This window comes from Chromobacterium sp. LK11, assembly GCF_001043705.1.
Classification (GTDB): Bacteria; Pseudomonadota; Gammaproteobacteria; order Burkholderiales; family Chromobacteriaceae; genus Chromobacterium; species Chromobacterium alkanivorans.
Genome location: NZ_LDUR01000029.1, coordinates 56,453 through 77,549 on the forward strand (window position 1 = coordinate 56,453; position 21,097 = coordinate 77,549).

Genomic DNA, 21,097 nt, shown 5'->3' on the forward strand with positions numbered 1-21,097 from the left:
CGGCGGCAAGGGCTTGTCGGCGGACGCTCAGTCCGGCAGGTGCTGCGACAGCGGGGAGCCGTCGCGGAACAGCAGCAGCTCGCCGGGGACGAGCGGGGTCCAGCTTTCATTGTCGGTCAGCGGCTGGGTGGCGATCACCGCCACGCGGTCGTGCGGCGTGGTGACCGAGGCGAAGTCCACGCTGACGTCGTCGTCCACCAGGTGGGCGGTGTTGAACGGTGCCTGGCGGATGATGTAGTGCAGATTGGTGGAGCAGTGGGCGAACAGCACCTCGCCGTTGCTCAGCATGAAGTTGAACACGCCGTGGCTGGAAATCTCGGCCGCCAGCCGCGCCACTTCGGCGAATAGCTCATCCAGCTGCGGCTGCTGGCACCATTTGGCGCGCAGCCGCTCCATCAGGTGGCAGAACGCGCGTTCGGAATCGGTGCCGCCCACCGGGTTGTAATGGCAGCCGGCTTCGGGCTGGAAGTTCTCCAGATTGCCGTTGTGGGCGAAGATCCAGTAGCGGCCCCACATCTCGCGCATGAAGGGATGGGTGTTGGCCAGGTTGACTTCGCCCTGGGTGGCCTTGCGGATGTGGGCGATCACGTTTTCCGACTTGATCGGATAGTTGCGCACCAGATTGGCCACCGGCGATTCCACCGACGGTTTATCGTCCAGGAAGATGCGGCAGCCTTTGCTCTCGAAAAAGGCGATGCCCCAGCCGTCGGCGTGGTGGTCGGTCTGACCGCCGCGGCGGTGAAAGCCTTCGAAGGAGAACAGGATGTCGGTTGGAGTATTGCAATTCATGCCCAATAACTGGCACATGGGTTCGAGTTCCACGGTAAAGAGGTTGTCATGGCCGGCCCGCGCCGGCTGCGGTTTTGTTACAGAGCTTAGGCGATATGCGCGCGAGGGGCAATCCGCGAGAGCGACAGGCGGCAGTAGCGGCGGCGGTTCGGGGCTGGGCCACGCCGCATGTTTGCAGTTTGGCTGTCATGGTAATGTCTGTTTTTTGACTGACGAAATCAAGATCAATGAAGAAGGAGATCCTTGTCATGCAAAACGATTTTCTTGTCGTCAATCTGGAGGAAAAGTACGCGCTGTTTCAAGAGCAATGGCGGCCCAAGATCATTGCTCAAATGAACGACTATCACTTCAAGCTGGTGAAAGTGCAGGGCGATTTCGTGTGGCATCGGCACGCGGATACCGACGAGGTCTTCATTGTACAGGAAGGGCGCCTACGCATTGATCTGCGCGAGCGGCCGCCGGTATGGCTGAATGCGGGAGAGATGTATGTCGTGCCCAAAGGGGTGGAGCACAAGCCCTATGCCGAGCATGAGGTCAAGCTTCTGCTGGTGGAGCCGCAAGGAGTGCTCAATACCGGCGAGGCTTCCAGCGAGCGCACCGCGCCAGTGGATGATTGGATCTGAAGCGAACAGCCGCCCCGCGAGGCGGGGCGGCGAAGAGGGGATCAGGCCGCGGAGCGCGCGAGGCCGCGCAATTTGGCCCAGCCGCCCTGGCTCAGGCTGACGCCGAGCAGGATCAGGCCGCCGCCCAGCCAGTGGAAGTCGTGGATGGTCTCGCCCAGCAGCGCGCTGGCGATCACGGCGGTGAACAAGGGCAACAGATTCATGAAGATGGCGGTGCGCTCGCTGCCCAGGCCCTGGATGCCGCGCATCCACAGATAGGGCGCCAGCACCGAGGAGGCGATGCCGGCGAAGGCGACCAGGCCCACGCCCTGCGGCGGCACCGCCAGGCTGTCCGCGCTCATCGCCACCGGCACCAGCATCAGCACCGCCAGCAGCACCTGAATGTAGAGATTGGTCCAGCTGCCGAAGGGCGGCGCCCAGCGGCGCAGCAGAATGCCGTACAGCGCGTAGGAGAGAGAGCCGACCAGCATCAGCGCGTCGCCGCGGTTGACGCCGCCGCTGAGCAGATCCAGCGGCCGGCCCTGGCCCAGCAGGTAGAGCACGCCCAGCAAGGACACCGCGACGCCGAACAGCGCGTGCGCGCCCACCGGCTGGCGGAAGGCGATGGCGTTCAAGGCCAGGCCCAGCAGCGGGATCAGGGCGCAAATCACGCCCATATTGGTGGCGCTGGTGCTGTGCGCGGCGTAATAGGCCAGGCATTGGTACATCACCATGCCCAGCGCGGCCAGCACGGCGAAGCGGCCGAGCCAGGGGCGGATGGCGCGCCATTGGCGCAGCACCGGCCGCAGGCTCAGCGGGGTGAGAATCAGCGCGGCCAGCAGCCAGCGATAGAAGGAAATGGCGGCGGGGTCCAGCGCCTGGGCCGCGGCTTTGGACACCACGGTGTTGGCGGACCAGATCAGCACGGCCAGCATGGGAAACAATGAGTACATGGTGCGGCTCCGGATGCGGCTCTCGGCGGTTTTGCCGGCAAGAGCACAGAAAAGCATTGACAGTCCGCAGTGTACCGCTGTCTGATTTATCCCATATAGCGCAATTCAGACAAGACGATAACGGGAAACCGACAAATTGGACGACTATCTGCTGGACCCGGGCTTGCCGGAGCCCGCGCCGATTCACCTGCGCCACCACTTGCTGACGCCGGATTCCGAATGTTTGCCGCACAGCCATTCCTGGGGGCAGTTGAACAGCATCAGCCTAGGGGTGATAGAGCTGACCCTGTACGAGCCGGATCAGGGCGAGCGCGCGTTGGCGGCGCCGGCGGAGTTTCTGATCTGGGTGCCGGCCGGCGTTCGCCATTCGGCCTCGGTGCGTCAGGCGATACGCTACACCTCGGTCTATGTGGACGCCGAGCAGGCGGCAAAGCTGCCCGGCCACCCCTGCCTGATCCCGCAAACGCCCTTGCTGCGCTCGCTGCTGGAGGATTTCTGCCAACGCGGCGTCACCGCCATCCAGGACCCGTGGGATCGCCGCCAGGCCGAGCTGCTGCTGGAGCGGCTGGCCCGGGCCGGCCACCAGGACAGTTATCTGCCGGACAGCCGTCACCGCCAGCTGGCGCCCATCCTGGCGGCCATTCGCGAGCGCCCGGCCGACGACACCACGCTGGCGCAGTGGGCGCAGCGGGTGCACGGCACCGAGCGCACGCTGGCGCGCCATTTTCAGTTGGAACTGGGCATGAGCTTCGTCCAGTGGCGCACCCGCGTGCGCCTGATGCGGGCCCTGGTCTGGCTGCGCGAGGGCCGGGCGGTGCAGGACATCGCCGCCGACCTGGGCTACGGCACCGCCTCCGCCTTCATCGCCATGTTCAACAAGCAACTGGGCTATTCGCCGGAGCGTTATCGCCGGCTGCTGGCAGGGGAGATGAGTTGAGGACGCTTGTTGCCCGTTTGGCATTGCGGCACACTGGAATGATTGTCAATCATAGAACCCGCCTGCTGCGTCCCCACCCATGAGCAAGAAAATCAAACAACTGGCCCGCCAATTGGGCGACGGCTGGAAGCTGCGCCGTCGCTTGCGGCAAGCCAGCGCGCTGAATTTCGCCTTTTCCGAGCGCATAGACTTCCTGAACGGACAACACTGGGATCAATTGGCGGCGCCGCACGGCCTGCTGATGTCCCGCGATTACTGGCGCGCGCTGGAGCAGTCCGGGCTCGCCGATTTCGAAGTCCGCTACGCGCTGGCCTATCGCGACGGCGCGCCGGTGGCGGCGGTGGCGATGCAGTTGCTGGAGGTCAGCCTGGAGACCATGCACGCCCACCCCGGGCCGCGTCCGGAAGGCTCGCTGCGCGCGGCGCTGGCGCAAAACCTCAAGCCGCGGCTGCGGCAACGGCTGCTGGTCTGCGGCAATATGCTCAGCTACGGCCTGGACGGCGCGGCCTTCGCCGCGGACCTGGACCCGCAGACCCGCTGGCAGGCGACGGCGGAGATCCTCTACCGCATCCGCCGCGCCGAGAAGCTGAACGGCCAGATCGACTTCGTGCTGGTCAAGGATCTGGACGAGACGGCGCGGGAAGACAGCCAGGCGCTGGGCAAGCTCAGCTACAGCGCCCTGGAGACGGAACCCAATATGGTATTGCCGCTGGCGGATGACTGGCGCGTTTACGACGATTACCTGGCCGGCATGACCTCCAAGTACCGCAGCGCCATCCGCCAGCAGATCTTCAAGCCTATCGAGGCCGCCGGCTGCGAAATCGGCGTGATGACGCCGGAGCAGGTGGACGCCCAGGCGGAGCGGATGCAGCAGCTCTATCTGGCGGTGCAGGACAACGCCACGCTGCGGCCGGTGACGGTGAGCGCCGCTTACTGGCGGCGGATGGCCGCCTTGGGGCCGGAACGGGCGGAATTGCGCGGACTGTGGCGCGACGGCGCGCTGCTGGGCTTCTTGCTGGTCCTGAAGAACGGTGCTGAGATCACCGCCGCGCAGATAGGCTTCGACCGCGCCGCGGCCAAGACGCTGCCGTTGTATCTGCGCCTGCTGCATTCGGCGATAGAGTCGGCGCTGGCCGCCGGCGGACGGCGGGTGATCTTCGGCCGCACCGCGCTGGAACCCAAGGCGAGAATGGGCTGCCGGCCGGTGCCGACCTCGCTGTGGATACGCCATCGCCAGCCGGTGCTCAATTCTCTGATCCGTCGCAGCTTCGGCATTGTCCAGCACGAGGACGCGCCGACGATCAATCCCTTCAAAAAATAATGGCCTAGCCCTTCGCGCCGCGCGGCGGGGAGGGCGTGTGCATCTTGGTCGCGGAAAGGACCTGATATGACTCAAACGGCGAGCGCCGCCGCGGCACCCGCGCGCAAACTGAACCGGAACGATTGCAAGACGCTGGGCCTGGCTTCGCTGGGCGGCGCGCTGGAATTTTACGACTTCATCATTTACGTGTTCTTCGCCCTGGTCTTGGGCAAGCTGTTCTTCCCCCACGACATCCCGGGCTGGCTGCGCCAATTGCAGGTGTTCGGCATCTTCGCCGCCGGCTATCTGGCGCGGCCGCTGGGCGGCATCGTCATGGCTCACTTCGGCGATTTGTTCGGCCGCAAGCGCATGTTCACGCTCAGCATTGTGCTGATGGCCTTGCCGACGCTGGCGATGGGCCTGCTGCCCACGTATCAGAGCATAGGGATATGGGCGCCGATCTTGCTGCTCCTGCTGCGCGTATTGCAGGGCGCGGCCATCGGCGGCGAGGTGCCTGGCGCCTGGGTGTTTGTCGCCGAGCACGCGCCGCCGCGCCGCACCGGCCTGGCTTGCGGCATCATCACCTCGGGGCTGACCATAGGCATTCTGTTCGGCTCCCTGATCGCGATGGCGATGAATCTGTTCTTCACGCCGCAGCAGCTGGAGGGCGGCGCCTGGCGGATTCCCTTCTTGATCGGCGGCGTCTTCGGCCTGGTGGCGATGTATCTGCGCCGCTGGCTGCATGAGACGCCGGTGTTCAACGAAATGCAGGCGCGCAAGGCGCTGTCCGCCGAGCTGCCGCTGAAGGCGGCCTTGCGCGGCCATCGTCTGGGCATGGCCGTGTCGATGGCCGCCACCGCGATGTTGTCGGTCACCATCGTGGTGGTGATTCTGATGACGCCCACTTTTCTGCAAAAGCAGTTCGGCGTGCCGCCGGTGGAGGCCTTGTCCGCCAACAGCCTGGCCATCATCGCGCTGAGCGTGGGCTGCATCGTCGCCGGCCTGGCGGTGGACCGCTTCGGCGGCGGCCCGGTGTTCACCGCGGGCAGCCTGCTGTTGGGCGTCAGCAGCTGGTGTTTTTACCAGACCATGGGGCATGACGTAAGCTGGTTGCGCCCGCTGTACACGCTGACCGGCTTTTTCGCCGGCATTGTCGGCGCGGTGCCTTTTCTGATGGTGCGCGCCTTCCCGGCGCCCATCCGCTTCAGCGGCTTGTCGTTTTCCTACAATGTGGCTTACGCGGTGGTGGGCGGCTTCACTCCGGTCTTGCTGTCGGTGTGGATGGAGGCCAGCTCGCTGGCGCTGGCCGGCTATCTGATGATTTTCTGCCTGGTGGGGCTGGCGATGGGGGTGTTCCTGCTGGCCTGGGGGGATAGGCCGGGCCTGTCCCATCCGGTGCATTGAAGCGCGCATAGAAAAACGGCGGCGTCGATAAAGACGCCGCCGTTTTCTCATGCCAGGGCGAGCCAGTTCAAGGTCTGGCGAGCATTAGCGCGGCAGCTCGCTCCACAGCTTCAACAGCCGCTTGGCGGACACCGGATACGGCGTTTTCAGCTCCTGGGCGAACAGGCTGACGCGCAGTTCCTCGATCTGCCAGCGGAAATCCAGCAGCGCCTGGGACGCGCCTTCGGCTTCATTGTCCTCGGCCACCCGGGTTTCCCATTTCTGCCATAGGTCGCGGATTTCCGCGCCGCGCTGGCCGTCGCGCTGCGGGTTGGCCGGTTGCTTGTCCATGCGCAAGCCCATCGCGCGCATATAGCGCGGCAGGTGAGGCAGCTGGCTCCACGGCGTGGCGGCCAGGAAACCCTTGTAAACCAGCTTGGCCAATTGCTGCTGCAACTCGTAGCCCAGCTTGTGCTTCTGCATCTTGACGCTGAGCGGGCCGTATTCCGACGCCACCTGGCCCAGATATTGGGTCACCGCCTGGTTGACCGCCGGCAGCCGGGTGCGGGCGCGGGTTTTCTGGTCGTTGAAGGCTTTCTCATTGCGCGGCAGCGCGTCGTCGCCGATGAAGGCGCGGTCGCAGATGCAGGCGATGGCGTCGGCCAGCAATTCGTCGACATTGGCCACCGCGCGCAGTTGCAGACCCAGCTGGGTCATGCCGGGCAGGCCCTTGGACAGCTGCTTCATCTGCTCCTTGAGCTGCAGTTGCAGCAGCCGGATCACGCCTTGACGGTGATGGCGCTCGGCCATCAACTGGGTGTCGAACAGGCGGATCGCCACCTTGTCCTGCTCCAGCGTCAGCGCCGGATAGCCGGTCAGCTGCTGGCGGCCGCGGGCGAACTGAATGCTTTCCGGCAGTTCGCCAAAGTCCCAGCTGCTGACTTCGTCGCGCTCGAACTCCGCGCTGGTGTCGCGGAAGGTCAGCTGGGCGGCCTGGCCGAACTGCTTTTGCAGCGCCAGCAGATCGCGGCCCAGGCCGATTTCCTGCTTGCCGTCGTCAATGACGCGGAAGTTGAACAGCAGATGGGCCGGCAGCTCCTGGACGCGGAAATCGTCGATGTCCACTTTGACGCCGCCGGTTTCGCGCAGGATGAAGCGCGCCAGCTGCGGCGCGATCGGCTGCTGCTGGTCCGGATTGACGCTGAGGAAGCGGGTGACGAAGTCCGGCACTGGCACGCAGCAGCGGCGGATCTGCTTGGGCAGGCCCTTGATCAGCTGTTGCAGCTTCTCGCGCACCATGCCGGGCACCAGCCATTCGAAGGCCGCCGGCTGCAGGCGGTTGAGAATGGCCAGCGGCACGTCCAGGGTGACGCCGTCCAGCGGGTGGTTGGGTTCGAAGCGGTAGCGCAGCTTGAGGCGGCCGTCTTCCAGTTCCAGCCATTCCGGGAACTGGTTTTCGGTGACATGTTGCGCGGCGTGGCGCATCAGCTCCTCGCGCGTCAGGTGCAGCAGCTTGGCTTCGGTTTTTTCCGCTTCTTTGCGCCAGGCCTCGAAGCTGGCGGCGTCCACCACTTCGGTCGGAATCCGTTCGCTGTAGAAGGCGAACAGCGCCTCTTCGTCCACCAGCACGTCCTGGCGGCGCGCCTTGTGTTCCAGCTGTTCCACTTCGCGGATCAATTGCTGATTGCGCTGGAAGAAGGGCGCGTTGCTGACGTATTCCATATTCACCAGCGCGCCGCGGATGAACAGCTCGCGCGCCTCTTCCGGCGCGATGCGGCCGTAGCTGACCGGGCGCCGCGGCACCAGGGTCAGGCCGTACAGGGTGACGCGCTCGCTGGCCACCACTTCGCCGCGGCTCTTTTCCCAATGCGGGTCGAAGTAATGGTATTTGACCAGGTGCGGCGCCAGCTTTTCCACCCATTCCGGTTCGATCTTGGCCACGCAGCGGGCGTAGAGGCGGGTGGTTTCCACCAGTTCCGCCGCCACCAGCCACTTGGGCTTGGTTTTTTTCAGGCCGGAGCCGGGGAAAACGTGGAAATTGACGCCGCGAGTGCCTTGATAGTCGTCGCCTTCCTGGTTTTTCATGCCCAGGTTGCCGATCAGGCCGGTCACCAGCGCCTTGTGCAGGTTTTCATAGGCGACGGCGTCCAGCTGCTGGCGCTTTTTCTGCGTCATCTGCGCGTCCGGCTGTTCGGCGTCGGCATGCGCCTGTTCGCGCTTGATCAGGCCCAGCTCGCTGGCGATGTCGGCCAGCTGCGCATGCAGTTCGCGCCATTCGCGCAAGCGCAGATGGGACAGAAAGTGCTCGTGGCAGGTGTTGATCAGCAGACGGTTGGATTTCTTGTGCTTGAGCGCGTCGGCGAAGAAGTCCCACAGGTGTAGAAAGGACAGGAAGTCGGACTTCTCGTCGTTGAAGCGCGCTTGCGCGCGTTCGGCCGCCTCGCGCGCCTCGAAGGGGCGTTCGCGCGGGTCCTGCACGCTCAAGGCGGCGGCGATGATCAGCACTTCGCGCACGCAGCCGAAGTCGCGGCCGGCCAGCAGCAGGCGGCCCACCTTGGGGTCCACCGGAATCCGCGCCAGTTCCTTGCCCACGCCGGTCAGTTCTCCCTTGTCGTCCACCGCGCCCAGCTCGGTCAGCACCTGATAGCCGTCGGCGATCAGCCGGCTGCTGGGCGCTTCCAGGAAGGGGAAGGCGTCCACCTTGCCCAGCCGCAGCGCGGCCATGCGCAGGATGACCGCGGCCAGGTTGGAGCGGACGATTTCCGGATCGGTGAAGGCCGGGCGCTGATTGAAGTCGTCCTCGCCGTACAGACGCACGCAGATGCCGGCCTCGACGCGGCCGCAACGGCCGGCGCGCTGCCGCGCCGCCGCCTGGGAGATTTTCTCCACTTGCAGCTGTTCCACCTTGGCGCGCGGGCTGTAGCGGTTGATGCGCGCCTGTCCGGTGTCGATCACGTATTTGATGCCCGGCACCGTCAGCGAGGTTTCGGCCACATTGGTGGCCAGCACGATGCGGCGGCCGCCGGACGGCTTGAAGATCTTTTGCTGGTCCTCGTTGGACAGCCGCGCGAACAAGGGCAGGATCTCGTAGCCGCGGATGCCGGACTTGCGCAGTTTTTCCGCGGTTTCGCGGATTTCGCGCTCGCCGGGCAGGAAGACCAGCATGTCGCCCGGACCCTGGCGCGACAGTTCGTCGACGGCGTCGACGATGGCGCCCTCCATTTCCACCTCGCGCTCGTCTTCGTCGCGCTGCGCCAGCGGCCGGTAGCGCACTTCCACCGGATAGGTGCGGCCGGAGACTTCAATCACCGGCGCGCCGTCGAAATGGCGCGAGAAGCGGTCGGCGTCGATGGTGGCCGAGGTGATGATCACCTTCAGCTCCGGCCGGCGCGGCAGCAGTTGCTTCAGATAGCCCAGCAGGAAATCGATGTTGAGGCTGCGTTCGTGCGCCTCGTCGATGATGATGGTGTCGTAGGCTTCCAGATAACGGTCGGTCTGGGTTTCCGCCAGCATGATGCCGTCGGTCATCAGCTTGATCACCGATTTTTCCGACAACTTGTCGGTGAAGCGCACCTTGAAGCCGACGTGCTCGCCCAGCGTGGATTTCAGTTCCTGGGCGATGCGGCTGGCCACCGAGCGCGCGGCCAGCCGGCGCGGCTGGGTGTGGCCGATCAGGCCGTGCACGCCGCGGCCCAGCTCCAGGCAGATCTTGGGCAGCTGGGTGGTTTTGCCGGAGCCGGTTTCGCCGCAGATGATCACCACCTGATGGCGCTCGATCGCGGTCTTGATGTCGGCCAATTTCTGGTTGACCGGCAGCGCGTCGTCGAAATCGGGCTTGGGCAGATGGGCGCGGCGCGCGGCCACCTTGGCGGCGGAGCGCTCGATCTGCGACTGGATGTCGGCCAGCTGCTTGTCCGCAGGCTGGTTCTTCTTCAGCCGCTCGGCGGCGTCGCTCAGTTTGCGGCGCAAGGCGTGGCGGTCGCGGATCAGACAAGAGGGGAGGTCGGCCTTGAGTCGGGCCAGCAGCTGGGCAGCAGTCATCGGGAAAAGAACACTGGATTACAGGAAAGCGGCGATTATAACAGCTGCGTGGCGGTCCGGCTGGCCGGGATTGCCGGCCGGCCGCGCGAGGCGACGCTTATTTGCGCTGGCGGTAGCGTCCCAGCTCCGCTTTCAGCCAGACGGCGCTGGCCACAGGCTGCGCGGCGCCGCAACGCACCTGGTAGGCCTTGCCGCTGATGCTGCTCTGGGTGGCGGCGCGCTCGATGAAGCTTTCCGCGTTGCTGACCCAGTCCTTCTTCAGCAGGTACTGGTATTTGTCGTTCAGGTGATCGCGGGCCTCCTTGGCGCCGTACCAGCTGCCGTTGCGATTGAATTCGCAGCCGGATTTGGCCAGGTAGTCCAGCAGATGATTGATCTCGGCCTTGGCGGCCGGCGCGGGCGCGGCGAAAACGGCGCCGGCGCTCAGGAGTAAGGCTAGCCAGATCGGCAGTTTCAGGGTCATGCATCGCTCCATTGCAATTGGAATGCGCAGACTATGCGCGATGGGCCGGGGCTTGTCCAACTTCTCCGGGGCCTTTATGCTGTGCCGGTCTTCAGGGCGGGGTGAAATTCCCCACCGGCGGTATGCCGCGGCGTTTGCCGGCGGCGAGCCCGCGAGCGCCGCGCAGTCGTAGCCACGACGCGCGGGTCAGCAGATTCGGTGCGAAGCCGAAGCCGACGGTGAGAGTCCGGATGAGAGAAGACGCGCGCCATGCCGTGAGAGCCTGGCGCGCTTTTGCGCGTCGGCATGGCCGCGCGCCGCCCTGGAGCGCTTCCTTTAAGTCTTTACGGAGCCTCCAAATGCAGCAAAACATTTACGACCATCCGGTCTTTTTCTCCCAATACCAGGCCTTGCGCGACAGCGACACGGGCTTGAACGGCGCCTTGGAGCAACCCGCCTTGCGCGGCGCGCTGCCGCCGCTGACCGGCGCCGAGGTGCTGGACCTGGGCTGCGGTTTCGGCGATTTCGCCCGCTGGGCGCACGCCCAGGGCGCGGCCGGCGTCACCGCGGTGGATTTGTCCGAACGCATGCTGGAGCAGGCGCGGGCGCGCACCCAGGATCAAGCCATCCAATACCAGTGCGCGGCCATCGAGGACTTTCAGCCATCCGCCGAGGCCTATGATCTGGCGGTGTCTTCACTGGCCTTGCATTACGTGGCGGATTACGCCGCCGTGGCGGCGCGCGTGTTCGCCGCGCTGAAGCCCGGCGGCGTGTTCGCGCTGACGGTGGAGCACCCGATTTGCACCGCAAGCCCGCGGGGCTGGGCGCTGGACGAGGCCGGGCGGCAGGCGCACTGGACGCTGGACGGCTATTTCCGGCAGGACGCGCGCGAAACCCGCTGGTTCGTCGACGGCGTGATCAAGCACCATCGCACGGTGGAAAGCTATGTGGCCGGCTTGCTGGGCGCCGGATTCCAGTTGCTGCATCTGGGCGAACCCGCGCCGGACGAGCGGGCGCTGGCGCGCCAAGAAGGATTGCGGCTGCATGCGCGGCGTCCGGCCCTGCTGCTGCTCACTGCGCTCAAGCCCATACTTTAGCATTGCCTTGCCGGGCTGGCGTGCAGAACCAAGCTGCGCCGGCTCGGTCCAGCAAAGACCGGGCATGCGGCCCGTGGTCACCGAAACGGGGAGGGGCGGTGGGAAGCAAACTGGCATTGGGCATCCTGGTCCTGGCGCTGTCGACGGCGCCCGCCGTCGGCAAGTCGCCGCCGGCGCGGGCCATCATCGAACCGGCCCACATCGTCGAGGCCATCAAGCTGCAACGGCAGGCGGACGAGGCCAAGGGCAGGCCGCCGCAAAACGGCGAGCCGTGGTTCGCGGTGCTGGAAGGCGAGCGGCCCGTCATCGTGACCGCGCCGCACGCCTCCAGTCCGTTTCGTGAAGGACAATACCGCTTCTCCGACGGCGGCGGCACCGCGGCCCTGGCGGCGATGTTGCACCAACTGGCCGGCGTCACCGCGATCTACACCACCCGCGCTTCGCCGTCCGACCCCAATTACGAGGACGACAACGACTTCAAGCGCAAGCTGGCGGCGCTGGTCGCCAAACGGCGTCCGTTATTGGTGCTGGATCTGCACGGCAGCCATCCCTACCGGCCTTACGACGTGGACTTCGGCACCCTGAACGGAGCTTCGCTCTTGGGCAAGCCGGATTTGCTGCAAAAGCTGGAGCAAAACCTGAGGCAGCAGGGACTGTTGAACGTCTCCGACAACTACTTCGCCGCGTCCAAGCACCAGACCATCGCCAAGTTCGCCGCGGGCTTGGGCGTTCCCGCCATCCAGCTGGAAATCAGCAGCACCTGGCTCACGCCCTCGGACGGCAACCTGGCCGCGCATCGCTTCGCCCAGCTTTTGCAGGCGCTGGCGCGCTATGCGCGCGAGATAGAGCAATGAGGCGGGGACGCTTCAGGCCTGCTCGTCTTCGTCGCCGTAGTATTTGACGCCGAGGCGGATGGGCGCGCGGCCGGCTTCGCGGCGCTGGCGGTTGCTGTCGCGCAGGGAATAGGCGCAGCCGCAATATTCCTGCTGGTAAAACTGTTCGCGCTTGCTGATTTCTATCATCCGCGCGGAGCCGCCGCCCTTGCGCCAGTTGTATTCCCAATAGATCAGGCCGGGATAGCGCGCGGCCGCGCGCACGCCGCAGTCGTTGATCTGCTGCATATTCTTCCAGCGCGAAATGCCCAGCGAACTGGTAATCACCGGAAAACCATGCTCGTGCGCGTACAGGGCGGTGCGTTCGAAGCGCATGTCGAAGCACATGGTGCAGCGAACGCCGCGCTCCGGTTCGTTTTCCATGCCCTTGGCGCGTTCGAACCAGTTGTCGCGGTCGTAATCCGCGTCCACGAAGGGGATGCCGAACTGTTCGGCGAAACGGATGTTCTCGTTCTTGCGCAGTTCGTACTCTTTCTGCGGGTGGATGTTGGGGTTGTAGAAGAAAATGGTGAAGTCGATGCCGGAAGCCTGCATGGCCTCCATCACTTCGCCGGAGCAGGGTGCGCAGCAGGAGTGCAGCAACACCTTGTCATGGCCGCCGGGCAAGGGCAGGGGCTTGCGCTCTAAGGTCGGCGTCATCCGGATTCGCTCCAATTTATGAAAACGGCAGATTATGTTGCCATCTCAATCTCGAATCAAGACGAAACCGGGGCTGAGATCAGGCGTCGTGCCAGCGGGAGCGGCTTGGGTCGACGCAACCCATGTCGGCCCCTTGCTTGTTTTTAAGCGATGGCGCGTGCACCACCAGCAAGGACGCGTCGTCCAGGATGGCTTCGTTCTGACGATGCCGCTGCAGCGCCTGCAATACAGTATTGCCGATCCGGCCAGGCCAGCCGGTCTCCACCGCCTTGATCACTCCGTCAAGGCCGAACATCTGGCCATTGTCCGCCTGGGCCTCGGTGATGCCGTCCGAGCAGACGACCAGTGCATGCTCCGGTTTCAGCATGCTGGTCTCCAGCGAACGGTCGAACTGCCGCGCCGCCAAAATTCCCAGAGGAGGGTGCTCGGAACGGAATTGCTTGATCTTGCGGCCTTGCGGATCAAACATCAGCGCGCAGGGAATCCCGCCGTTCCAGACCTGCACGCATTGGGCGGCGGCGTCGATCGCGATGAGGATGCCGGCGACGAAGCGGCCGAAGGGCAGCAGGCGATGCAGCTTGTCGTTAATGGCCGCGGCGATGTCGCCCAGCGCCGCCTGAGTCTGCGCCAGGTCGTAAAAGCATTCCACCGCCGGAATTGCGCTGATGGCCGCGGTCAGGCCGTGGCCGGTGCAATCGGCCAGCATCAGGTATTCCCGGTCCCCGGCGCGGGCGTAGCAGACCAGGTCGCCGTTGAACTGAGAGGCGGGGCGCAGATGGCGCCAGACATGGGACGGCAGCTCCAGCTGTTGCCGGTTCAGGCGCTCGATCAATTCCAGCGCGTAGCTTTGCTCGCGCTCGTTGTCGAGGAAGTAACGCTCCAGTCGCACCGCGTCCTGGTTGATCTGCCGCTGCATCTGGGCGATGCGCAGGAACACCTGGATCTTGGCCGTCAATAGATCCGGGCTGACCGGCTTGGTCAGGTAGTCGTCGCCGCCGGCCTTGAGGCCCTCGATCAGGTCTTGCTGCTGGCTCAAGCCGGTCAGGAAGATGATGGGAACCCAGTGCTCGCCGAACAGGGTCCGCAACTCCATCGTGGCTTGCAGCCCGTTCATCACCGGCATGATGATGTCCATCAGGATCAGGTCGTAGCCGACTTCCTTGCACATGGCGACGGCCTCCCGGCCGTTGCCGGCGAGATCGCACCGATAACCCAGGTCTTCAACGAAAGTGCGGACCATCAAGCTATTGGTGGCGCTGTCGTCCACCAACAAAATTTTAGGCTGAGGCATGCGGTTTCCGTAACGTGTCAGGAAAGGGAAAGCAAGCGGAGCATAGGTGCCAATAATCCATTACATTGGCATCTCACTGTGGGTATAGCATATGAGAAGGGGCAATGGCGCACTGCGGCAATAAAAATCAGTCAACGTCGCGGATCGGACTTAGCCCGCGGCGATCAATTTCCGCCAAGGCGCGGGAAACACCGTGCTAGTATGCGGGTTTTGGCGGCGCAACGCGCGCGGCCCGTTTCATCCCAGAGAGCATCAGACCCCCGATCATGAAATTCGCGACGCACACCATTGCGCTGGCTTTGAGCCTGGCGTTGATCAGCCCGGCCAGCCTGGCCGAACCCGAAGACATGCCTCTGCCCGGCGATGTGCAGATGGCGCCGGCGAGCAAGCCCGCGCGCAAGGCCGCTCCGGTCAAAACCATTCAGCAAGCCGAGCCCGTACGCGCCAGCCAGCAAGCCAAGCCGGCGCGCCAAGCCAAGACCAAGGCCAAGACCAAGGCCAAGGCGAAATCCGCCAAGCAGGGCAAGCGCCAAGCCAAGGTCATCAGCGCCAAGCAAGCGCGTCACGGCAAGGCGGCCGTCAAGCCGGCGACTAAAAAATCGGCGCTCAAGAAATCAACGGCCAAAAAGCCCCGCCACGCGGCCAAAGCCGCGAAACGCGCGCCGCATAAGGCAAGCGCCAAAAAATCCAGCAAAAACAAAACGGTAAGCAAACAGGCCAAAAAGACGCATAAAAAAGCGTCGAAAAAGGCGGGTTGACGGCTTGCCAAAGCGATTGAGGCGCGACATAATACGCCTCTCTTCGCCGGTGTAGCTCAGTTGGTAGAGCACCTGACTTGTAATCAGGGGGTCGCGAGTTCGATTCCTGCCGCCGGCACCAATAAAATCAAGGGCTTACAGATTTATTTCTGTAAGCCCTTGATGCTTTTCAGGAAAAATATTAGACAGCAATGTCTAATACATCCCACCTTTATCCCTTACAAAACGCCATCCAGTACCGCGTTTCTAGCATACCCAAAACCCGTCCATTGTTTCGCCAAGCCGTCGTTTACCGTCTTGGATCTCGTCCTGCCGCTCTGTTTAGTCATTTTCATGGATTTTCTTGCAATCGGCATGCCCTAGCGGTTTTGACATCTGCTCAAGCAGGGTTAACTTGAATATGTGCGAATTCAAGAGTTAATATTGTAAATTTTGATCCGGCTGGCCGCATTACTCCAATCAATCATTGCGACTTACTCGGTGACTGACAAATGCTGCGTGCGCAGGGAGTGAGAGAGCGATCCCGGCGTCAGTCCGTAATTCGATATGAAATGACGAGTCAAATGGCTTTGATCCGCGAAGCCCGCGAGGTAAGACGCCTGGAGAAGCGAATGGCCAGTCATGATCAGGCGGCGCGCCATCTGCAGTTGACGCTGAAGACGATAGGCGTGCGGCGGCAGATGCATCGCAGCCTTGAATATGCGAAGAAAGTGGAAACGGCTCAACCCTGCTTCGGCAGCAAGCTCGGCGAGCGAGACAGGGATTTCCGGGTGAGCGTCGATGCGCTCCTTGGCTCTCGACAACTCCTTCGATAGTAGCTCGACATGAGTGGACCGTGCGTCTCCCAAGAGCGGGGGCAAAATCTGAAAGAGCTCCTGTTCCAGGATCTCATGCCATGGTTCCTGACCAGGCCTGGTAAGAGCGGCGTAGAGGCGTCCGAATGCCGTTACGGCTGACGGATGCTGGAGAACTGGGTGGATGAATTCCACACCCACGCTATACCCCATGGCCTTGGCGGTTTGCGCAATCAGTTCAGGGTCCAGATAGAGCATGCGCCACTCACGCGCTTTCCCTGCGACGGGCCTACCGTCGTGAACCTCATTTGGATTGACCGTGATCATGTTGCCGGGCGTGGCGCGCACTTCCCCGCGACCGCTCGCAGAGTCCTGAGCGCCGCGCATGACCACTCCTATGCCGAACTGGTCATGTGTGTGCCGACTGAACGAACGGCTGGAAGTCGCCTCTACTGCAACCACCCCAGATTGTCCGCACACTCCGGCTTTGAACTGCCTCTTGGTGTCTCCTCGGGCCATTGTTTCGATACCTCCCTTCATCGAGGTGCAATGAAGGCGTTTTCTGCACGCGTTTGAACCAGCATTATCGACTTGATGCAGATCATCTCCTACGCACCATCGTGTTCCAAGAGTATTGCATTTCTATACGACACATGGCGATTTTCGGAAAGCGCTATGGAGCAATAACGTTCAAGACTATTTTTCCGAGTTCCTTTTAAATACGGGGATTATATGTATTGACCTACGTCGGAAGGGGGAGGGGTGACAAGCCGCACGCTCGGATACTTGTTAATGTCGTTGGCCATGATGACCGTCGGCTCGACCGTGATCGCCTCCAAACTCATAGCGGGAAGCATGCCGCCGTTCCTGGCGACCGCGCTTCGCTTTGCCTTCGCTTTGCCCGTGTTGCTATTGCTGATCTTCCTGCAGCGCGAGCGCTGGCCAAAGCTTGCTCGTTGCGATTGGGGGTTGATATTGCTTCAGGCGGGTGCTGGCAGCGTTGGCTATACGACCCTGCTTATCACTGGCCTCTCTTATCTTCCTGCGGCTGATGCGGGCGTGATCATTGGCACGCTGCCGGCAGTCTCCGCGCTCTTCTCGGTGATAGTGCTTGGCGAACGACCGGGACTACGCTTGCTGATCAGCGTATTGTTCGCCACCCTCGGGGTGATGGCAGTAGGGTGGAAAGGCGGTAGGGCATCGTCGTTGACCGGCATGCTCTACATCCTGGGAGCTGTCGTGTGCGAGAGTGCGTTCATTCTGCTCAACAAGCGCATGCCGGTGCCACTCAAGCCATTGCTGCAGGCCACGACGATGACGGGATTGGGCCTGCTGGTGTCGCTGCCCGTTGCCTTCCTCGAACTGCCGGTTGCCGCACCCAGCGCCGCAGCGATCGCAGCAGTCGTCTGGTACGCACTGGTGCCCACGGTCGGCGGCTTTTTGTTGTGGTACGGCGGAGTTGCGCGGGTGAGCGGGAGTGAGGCTGCGACATTTACCGCGGTCGCACCGCTGACGGCGGTTGTGCTTGCCGCGCTGGTACTCGGCGAACAGATCAGATTGGTGCAGGCCCTTGGCGTGGCCGCCGTTATTCTCGCCATTCTCGTCCTCACATTCCCGATACAAGCCAAACCGAAGTCGCTGGCTTGACGGCGAGTCATTGCCCCTGGCCGCCGCTCACGCATCTCAGGCACATGACAACACAAAGGCGAATTGCGAAACATGTACTTCAATCACTCCGACGAAGTGTGGGATCGATTCCCGGAATTGGTGGCCCTGGTCCTGGTCGTTCGACAAGTGCGGTCTGCTGAGCGTAAGGTCGGCGTTCTCGACGACACGCTTGCGAAGGTTGCCGCTGCGCTGGGAGCGAAGCCGGAGGGCGAGTTGCCGTCCATCCAGGCATGGCGCCAGGCCTATGCTGAGATGGGCATGAAGCCCACACAGTATCGCTGCGCAGCCGAGGCGCTCTTGCGTCGCTTTCGCAAGGATCGGGATCTGCCGAGCTTCCACCCGCTTGTGGACGCGCTCAACGCGGAGTCCATGCATGCTGCCATTCCGATTGCGGCTTTTGACTGTACCCGTATTTCCGGCGGCATCGTCGTACGGCCCGCAAGCGGGCTGGAAGCCCACCGAACCTGTCAAGGCGAGATCGAGCGACCCGCGGCGGGCGAGATTATTTTCGCTGACGAGGGCAACCACGCCCACTCTCGCCGCTGGGTATTCCGGCAAGGGGCGGAAGCGGTGGTCTCCAACGCCTCGGACACGGTGCTGATTGTTGCCGAAGCTCTCCACTGCCAGGCATGGGAAGACCTGCGGGCTTTGCGAGAGCGCATCGCTGCCCGGGCAACGGAGCTGGGAGTCACGATCACGGAAGAAGACATGTTGACGAGCTCCCGTCGACGTTTTGAGTTCACGCACGGTTTTTAGAAAGAAGGTATGGAACTCTCACTTGCGGCGAACATTGAGCGGATCAAGAAGGATATTTGGGAAGCGACAATTGCTCATGGTCGAAATCAGGATGCGGTGACGCGGGTCACCGCATCGAAAACTGTGGCAGCAGCCTATATGCAGAGGAGCATTGGTCTGGGGCTGAGCATCTTTGGCGAGAACCGGGTTCAGGAAGCAGCAGCCAAGTGCCCCCCTTTGTGCCGCCAATTTCAGGAGTGGAATTCAACTCGATCGAGGTGTTGCAGCCGAACAAGACGCGCCAAGCCGTCGAGCCATTCAACGCCATCGAGTCCGTGAGGAGAGCGAAGCTGACCCAAGCACTTGCGGAGGAGACGAAAAGGCAAGGTTGCAATCTGGTCGTCTACATCCAGGTCAACATCAGCAATAAGCACCAGAAAAGCGGTTTTCTTCGGGCTGATGCGCCGCCACGGATTGAGGCATGCCACAATGTTGATCACGGCATATCCACTCCATCGCTAGATATGCCCTTGGACTTCTCGCAGCCGATTACGCATGGAATAACGCATTTCCAGGCTGGTCGCACGACATTTGGCGCTAGTCCATGGGGCCCGCAATGAATACGCTTATCCCGATTGAGCCGCACGTGAGCCGCTATGCACCGCTTTTTGAACCGCTGCGAATCGGGCCTGTCGTGGCTAAGAACCGTTTCTATCAGGTCCCACACTGCAACGGCATGAACCGCATGCATCCAAGCGCAATGGCCCGCATGCGGGGGGTCAAAGCGGAAGGTGGCTGGGGTGTTGTCTGTACAGAGCAGTGCGATATTCACTATTCCAGCTGTCACCCGCGTGAACTCCGGCTTTGGGATGCTCGCGACATCCCCATTCTCGCCAAGGCAGCTGACCAAATTCACAAATATGGGGCGCTGGCTGGTGTTGAGTTGGCGCACAACGGCTTTCATGTCACCAATCTGGAAACGCGAGCGATTCCATTTGCGCCCTCTCTTACTCCAACTAGGGGAACCGCTCCTGTGACTGCGCGGGAGATGGGCAAAAGCGACATTCGGGATGTCCGCCGTTGGCACCGCAAGGCAGCGCTGAACGCCAGGCTAGCCGGGTTCGACATCATCTATATTTATGCCGGCCATGACATGACCCTTCCGGTCCATTTCCTGTCACGACGCCATAATCGCAGAACAGACGAGTACGGAGGCAGCCTCGAAAACAGGGTGCGCCTGTTACGCGAACTAATACTGGACACGAAGGATGCCGTCGGTGACAGCTGCGCAGTTTCCCTGCGGTTTAGTGTGGATGAGCTTGCCGGGCCCTTCGGTCTTTCCTGCGAAGGGGAGGGCCGCGATGTCGTTGAGATGCTGGCGGACTTGCCGGACCTATGGGACGTGAACCTTGGCCCATTTAGTAATGATGGACAAACCTCGCGTTTCAGTGACGAAGGTTTCCAGGATCGCTATGTCAGCTTCGTCAAACAGGTGACTGGCAAGCCGGTGGTCGGCGTAGGCCGGTATACATCGCCCGATCACATGCTCTCCCTGATCTCGACAGGAAAGCTAGACTTTATCGGAGCTGCTCGCCCCTCTATTGCCGACCCATTTCTTCCCGAGAAGATCAGGACTGGGGCGTTTGACGATATTCGTGAATGCATCGGGTGCAATATCTGCGTTGCATCAGACAAGCTTAGCGTTCCATTGCGTTGCACCCAGAATGCATCCATGGGAGAGGAGTGGCGCAGGGACTGGCATCCGGAGGTGATTCTGCCGAAGGACAGCGAGCACAAAGTGCTGGTCGTTGGGGCGGGGCCTGCAGGCCTCGAAGCCGCACTCTGGCTGGGCCGCCGCGGCTACGAGACGATCCTGGCCGAGAAGAGTCGGAATCTTGGCGGGCGGGCGCTGACAGAGGCGAGCCTACCAGGCTTGCATGCATGGCGCCGTGTCGCCGACTGGCGCCTTGGACAGTTACGCAAGAATCCGAACGTTCTCGTGTTGCCGGATAACCCTATTTCGGCAAGTACTGCGCTGGAAACGGGTTGCGATCTGATTGCCATCGCAACGGGAGCACACTGGCGCGTCGATGGTCTGGGCCGCTCGCATTCGACACCCATAGACGGTCTGGGCCGACTACCGGTGTTTACACCGGACGAAGTGATGGCCGGGAGGGTGCCTGGCGGGCGCGTGGTCATCTTTGATGACGATCACAATTACATGGGCGGGGTTATCGGCGAGTTGATTGTCGCTCAAGGAGGCATAGTGGATTTCGTGACACCAGAGAGTCTCGTCTCGGCGTTCACGCTCAACACGGGGGAACAACCTCGAATCCAGAAAAGACTGATCGAGCTTTGCGGAAGCGTACACGTGTCGCATCGGCTGGATCACATCTCGTCTGATGGCGTCGTAATCTCCTGTGTCTTCACGGAACGAAAGCGGACCCTACCGGCTGACGCGGTCGTTTTGGTGACGTCGCAAATGCCGAATGATGATCTGTATCGCGAGATTGAAGCGCAGCTTCCGGCCAGGAATGAAATGGACGGTGTTAAGCGCCGCGTAGTACGAATTGGTGATTGCTATGCACCCGGCACGATCGCCGCAGCGGTCTTTTCTGGTCACCTGTTTGCCCGGACTCTCGACAACCGCCTGTACGACGGTCCTCCATTCCGGCGGGAAAGTGTTGCTCTGGACTGGGACCAGCAGATCGCCACGGCGCCAGGTCAATGGGAGAGGCCTACGCGGGAAATTTCGGATGTTACCTGACAAAAACA

18 protein-coding genes, 1 tRNA gene and 1 riboswitch are annotated in these 21,097 nt (G+C 62.6%); of the genes, 11 read left to right on the forward strand and 8 right to left on the reverse strand.

The window, feature by feature from the left end; genetic code table 11:
• Nucleotides 1-27: 27 nt before the first annotated feature.
• A complete protein-coding gene (locus VK98_RS17305; RefSeq protein ID WP_048415220.1) occupies nucleotides 28-807 on the reverse strand; it encodes a class II glutamine amidotransferase in 780 nt (259 codons plus the stop codon).
• A gap of 209 nt (nucleotides 808-1,016) precedes the next feature.
• On the opposite strand from VK98_RS17305, the gene VK98_RS17310 reads away from it, so the two are divergent.
• Nucleotides 1,017-1,412 (forward strand): cupin domain-containing protein, encoded by a 396-nt coding sequence (locus VK98_RS17310; RefSeq protein ID WP_197083084.1) that lies wholly within the window; start codon nucleotides 1,017-1,019, stop codon nucleotides 1,410-1,412.
• Nucleotides 1,413-1,453: 41 nt separating this feature from the next.
• On the opposite strand, the gene VK98_RS17315 is transcribed toward VK98_RS17310, so the two are convergent.
• Nucleotides 1,454-2,344: a DMT family transporter gene (locus tag VK98_RS17315; RefSeq protein WP_048415222.1), complete on the reverse strand. Its 891-nt coding sequence runs from the start codon at nucleotides 2,342-2,344 to the stop codon at nucleotides 1,454-1,456.
• Between the two features lie 136 nt (nucleotides 2,345-2,480).
• Here VK98_RS17315 and VK98_RS17320 point away from each other — a divergent pair, with 136 nt between their 5' ends.
• From VK98_RS17320 to VK98_RS17330, 3 genes are all read left to right on the forward strand, one after another.
• Nucleotides 2,481-3,281 carry a helix-turn-helix domain-containing protein gene (locus VK98_RS17320; protein ID WP_048415223.1) on the forward strand — a complete coding sequence of 267 codons (801 nt, stop codon included), beginning with the start codon at nucleotides 2,481-2,483 and terminating at the stop codon, nucleotides 3,279-3,281.
• 79 nt (nucleotides 3,282-3,360) lie between these two features.
• Nucleotides 3,361-4,602 (forward strand): GNAT family N-acetyltransferase, encoded by a 1,242-nt coding sequence (locus VK98_RS17325; RefSeq protein WP_053077454.1) that lies wholly within the window; start codon nucleotides 3,361-3,363, stop codon nucleotides 4,600-4,602.
• Nucleotides 4,603-4,668: 66 nt separating this feature from the next.
• On the forward strand, nucleotides 4,669-5,985 hold the full coding sequence (locus VK98_RS17330; protein WP_048415224.1) for an MFS transporter: 1,317 nt from the start codon (nucleotides 4,669-4,671) through the stop codon (nucleotides 5,983-5,985).
• An 84-nt stretch (nucleotides 5,986-6,069) separates the two neighbouring features.
• Here VK98_RS17330 and hrpA read toward each other — a convergent pair whose 3' ends face one another.
• Complete coding sequence (gene hrpA, locus VK98_RS17335; RefSeq protein ID WP_048415225.1) at nucleotides 6,070-10,005, reverse strand: ATP-dependent RNA helicase HrpA; 3,936 nt, start codon at nucleotides 10,003-10,005, stop codon at nucleotides 6,070-6,072.
• A 97-nt stretch (nucleotides 10,006-10,102) separates the two neighbouring features.
• The gene (locus tag VK98_RS17340) at nucleotides 10,103-10,468 is read right to left on the reverse strand and encodes a DUF5329 domain-containing protein (protein ID WP_082159105.1); all 366 of its coding nucleotides are present in this window, start codon (nucleotides 10,466-10,468) and stop codon (nucleotides 10,103-10,105) included.
• A gap of 83 nt (nucleotides 10,469-10,551) precedes the next feature.
• Nucleotides 10,552-10,714: riboswitch (FMN riboswitch) on the forward strand.
• A gap of 92 nt (nucleotides 10,715-10,806) precedes the next feature.
• Here VK98_RS17340 and VK98_RS17345 point away from each other — a divergent pair.
• On the forward strand, nucleotides 10,807-11,544 hold the full coding sequence (locus tag VK98_RS17345) for a bifunctional 2-polyprenyl-6-hydroxyphenol methylase/3-demethylubiquinol 3-O-methyltransferase UbiG (RefSeq protein ID WP_048415226.1): 738 nt from the start codon (nucleotides 10,807-10,809) through the stop codon (nucleotides 11,542-11,544).
• A gap of 98 nt (nucleotides 11,545-11,642) precedes the next feature.
• Nucleotides 11,643-12,398 (forward strand): ketol-acid reductoisomerase, encoded by a 756-nt coding sequence (locus tag VK98_RS17350; RefSeq protein WP_156187929.1) that lies wholly within the window; start codon nucleotides 11,643-11,645, stop codon nucleotides 12,396-12,398.
• Nucleotides 12,399-12,410: 12 nt separating this feature from the next.
• Here VK98_RS17350 and VK98_RS17355 read toward each other — a convergent pair whose 3' ends face one another.
• Both VK98_RS17355 and VK98_RS17360 read right to left on the reverse strand, forming a co-directional pair.
• Nucleotides 12,411-13,076, reverse strand: coding sequence for an epoxyqueuosine reductase QueH (locus VK98_RS17355; protein WP_048415228.1), 666 nt, complete (start codon nucleotides 13,074-13,076; stop codon nucleotides 12,411-12,413).
• A 79-nt stretch (nucleotides 13,077-13,155) separates the two neighbouring features.
• Nucleotides 13,156-14,367: a SpoIIE family protein phosphatase gene (locus VK98_RS17360; protein WP_082159106.1), complete on the reverse strand. Its 1,212-nt coding sequence runs from the start codon at nucleotides 14,365-14,367 to the stop codon at nucleotides 13,156-13,158.
• 299 nt (nucleotides 14,368-14,666) lie between these two features.
• Here VK98_RS17360 and VK98_RS17365 point away from each other — a divergent pair, with 299 nt between their 5' ends.
• Together VK98_RS17365 and VK98_RS17370 are read left to right on the forward strand one after the other, a co-directional pair.
• On the forward strand, nucleotides 14,667-15,125 hold the full coding sequence (locus tag VK98_RS17365) for a hypothetical protein (RefSeq protein WP_197083085.1): 459 nt from the start codon (nucleotides 14,667-14,669) through the stop codon (nucleotides 15,123-15,125).
• A gap of 45 nt (nucleotides 15,126-15,170) precedes the next feature.
• Nucleotides 15,171-15,246, forward strand: a tRNA-Thr gene (locus VK98_RS17370).
• A gap of 352 nt (nucleotides 15,247-15,598) precedes the next feature.
• Here VK98_RS17370 and VK98_RS17375 read toward each other — a convergent pair.
• The gene (locus tag VK98_RS17375; protein WP_369700247.1) at nucleotides 15,599-16,459 is read right to left on the reverse strand and encodes an AraC family transcriptional regulator; all 861 of its coding nucleotides are present in this window, start codon (nucleotides 16,457-16,459) and stop codon (nucleotides 15,599-15,601) included.
• Between the two features lie 222 nt (nucleotides 16,460-16,681).
• Here VK98_RS17375 and VK98_RS17380 point away from each other — a divergent pair, with 222 nt between their 5' ends.
• Nucleotides 16,682-17,566 (forward strand): DMT family transporter, encoded by an 885-nt coding sequence (locus tag VK98_RS17380; RefSeq protein ID WP_048415230.1) that lies wholly within the window; start codon nucleotides 16,682-16,684, stop codon nucleotides 17,564-17,566.
• Nucleotides 17,567-17,638: 72 nt separating this feature from the next.
• Nucleotides 17,639-18,343, forward strand: a complete 705-nt coding sequence (locus tag VK98_RS17385) for a B3/4 domain-containing protein (protein WP_048415231.1) — start codon at nucleotides 17,639-17,641, stop codon at nucleotides 18,341-18,343.
• A 230-nt stretch (nucleotides 18,344-18,573) separates the two neighbouring features.
• On the opposite strand, the gene VK98_RS23860 is transcribed toward VK98_RS17385, so the two are convergent.
• Nucleotides 18,574-18,822 (reverse strand): hypothetical protein, encoded by a 249-nt coding sequence (locus tag VK98_RS23860; RefSeq protein WP_156187931.1) that lies wholly within the window; start codon nucleotides 18,820-18,822, stop codon nucleotides 18,574-18,576.
• Nucleotides 18,823-18,938: 116 nt separating this feature from the next.
• Here VK98_RS23860 and VK98_RS17395 point away from each other — a divergent pair, with 116 nt between their 5' ends.
• Nucleotides 18,939-21,089: an NAD(P)-binding protein gene (locus VK98_RS17395; protein ID WP_048415341.1), complete on the forward strand. Its 2,151-nt coding sequence runs from the start codon at nucleotides 18,939-18,941 to the stop codon at nucleotides 21,087-21,089.
• Nucleotides 21,090-21,097: the final 8 nt, after the last annotated feature.

Bases quoted from the DNA above. Each gene is read 5' to 3' on its own strand.
- VK98_RS17305 (WP_048415220.1), bottom strand. From the start codon at position 807: ATGTGCCAGTTATTGGGCATGAATTGCAATACTCCAACCGACATCCTG.
- VK98_RS17310 (WP_197083084.1), top strand. From the start codon at position 1,017: ATGAAGAAGGAGATCCTTGTCATGCAAAACGATTTTCTTGTCGTCAAT.
- VK98_RS17315 (WP_048415222.1), bottom strand. From the start codon at position 2,344: ATGTACTCATTGTTTCCCATGCTGGCCGTGCTGATCTGGTCCGCCAAC.
- VK98_RS17325 (WP_053077454.1), top strand. From the start codon at position 3,361: ATGAGCAAGAAAATCAAACAACTGGCCCGCCAATTGGGCGACGGCTGG.
- VK98_RS17330 (WP_048415224.1), top strand. From the start codon at position 4,669: ATGACTCAAACGGCGAGCGCCGCCGCGGCACCCGCGCGCAAACTGAAC.
- hrpA (WP_048415225.1), bottom strand. From the start codon at position 10,005: ATGACTGCTGCCCAGCTGCTGGCCCGACTCAAGGCCGACCTCCCCTCT.
- VK98_RS17340 (WP_082159105.1), bottom strand. From the start codon at position 10,468: ATGACCCTGAAACTGCCGATCTGGCTAGCCTTACTCCTGAGCGCCGGC.
- VK98_RS17345 (WP_048415226.1), top strand. From the start codon at position 10,807: ATGCAGCAAAACATTTACGACCATCCGGTCTTTTTCTCCCAATACCAG.
- VK98_RS17355 (WP_048415228.1), bottom strand. From the start codon at position 13,076: ATGACGCCGACCTTAGAGCGCAAGCCCCTGCCCTTGCCCGGCGGCCAT.
- VK98_RS17360 (WP_082159106.1), bottom strand. From the start codon at position 14,367: ATGCCTCAGCCTAAAATTTTGTTGGTGGACGACAGCGCCACCAATAGC.
- VK98_RS17375 (WP_369700247.1), bottom strand. From the start codon at position 16,459: ATGAAGGGAGGTATCGAAACAATGGCCCGAGGAGACACCAAGAGGCAG.
- VK98_RS17385 (WP_048415231.1), top strand. From the start codon at position 17,639: ATGTACTTCAATCACTCCGACGAAGTGTGGGATCGATTCCCGGAATTG.
- VK98_RS17395 (WP_048415341.1), top strand. From the start codon at position 18,939: ATGAATACGCTTATCCCGATTGAGCCGCACGTGAGCCGCTATGCACCG.